The 1,312-nt window shown below is 54.6% G+C and carries 1 protein-coding gene; it reads right to left on the bottom strand.

The features are described 5' to 3' along the window. The coding region (locus tag KDK18_RS09785; protein WP_257254718.1) for a hypothetical protein at positions 1-1,312 on the bottom strand (1,312 nt) is incomplete at both ends.

The following is a 1,312-nucleotide window of genomic DNA, read 5'->3' as shown; positions in this document are numbered from 1 at the left end:
GCTGGGCGTTGTTTTTAGTGAGCCTATGTAGTTAACCAGTTCGGGCTGATCAGGGATCTGGCGACTCAGAACATCCTTCAGTAATTCGACCTGCTGATGAGTGAATGCCTCCCTGAAGCGGGCTCTGCCATCATCAGGCAAGTTCTGGTCAAACTCACGCAATGCTCTGGCAAAGGCTTCAACACTCGGGTCATCCTGGTGCGGCAGAATGTTTTCAAAGAGCTTTTCAAGGCTCAATGAGAGTAATTCAGGCGGCTGGGTGAACAGCCATATCATCGCCTTTCTAACGTCTTCCTGACTGGTGGGTGACCTAATGGAGCCAAAATGATGTTCAAGCGTATCCCGGCTCAGCGCCGCAGTCAGTGGAACCCATTGGTAAGCAGGGTCAAAACCGACGGAATCGCCCAGTTGCCCCAGTTGTCCCGCCTGCTCAGGCCAGCCAGACCGAAACAGTGCGGCATCAACCGGCTCTATACTCTTGGCCAGACTCAGGGCATACAGCTGGCCCAGGGTCTTGTCGAAGAATTCGTGGCTCAGCGGAGGGGTATCCTTCATCCCAAGCTCTACGGTGATCGCCTTATCCCCGACCAGTAACCGGGACGCCTGCAGGGGATGTCGGGGATTTAACTGCCAGTGGACAGGCCGTCCCGCACTCAGGTCAAGGGAGCGCTTCTGTTGGAATTCCTGGCGATAGCTCTCTGGTTCCAGATCACTGAAAATTTTAACAAACCGTTCGACATCATTCCGGTAGCGGTCTGGCGCCAGCTGACCGTCCTGCATGGCTTGTCTATAGAATCTGCTGCTGTGGCGCGTATCGAGAAACGACCCGGGAAACCGTTCGCTGTGTGAACCGGTCAGTAGCATCTGTTGCGGATCCGGCCTGAGTGATGGGGCTTGTTCAGTTACCGGCAACAGGGAACCGGCCTTTAGACGGAGTTTGTTCCCCTGATCGTTTTCCAGCATGAAGTCATGGCTATCGCCTGTGACTGACTCCAGACTCTTGATGCGGAAAATGGCTGGCGTCTCAGGATTGTCACCCTGAATCATCTGCTCTTTTATGGCAGTGAGCTGGATTTCGGTGAGGGCACGGGCCAGCTGTTTGACATCTGCCTCTGGTGTTTCCGGATGCTGCGAGCGATATTGACCCAGCGCCTCCACCACTTTGAAACGCCGCAATTCCGGCAATGAGGAAAACTGCTTCGAAAACCACGACCAGTCGGCTTTACCGACTTTGGACATCGCCAGTTCAAGAAACGCACGGGTGACCTCTTGGTCATGGCCCAGCCAGTCCGGTTTTAACGCCAGCTTGAGA

This window comes from Endozoicomonas sp. SESOKO3 (genome assembly GCF_024606255.1).
This window is presented reverse-complemented; position numbering and strand designations above follow the sequence as displayed.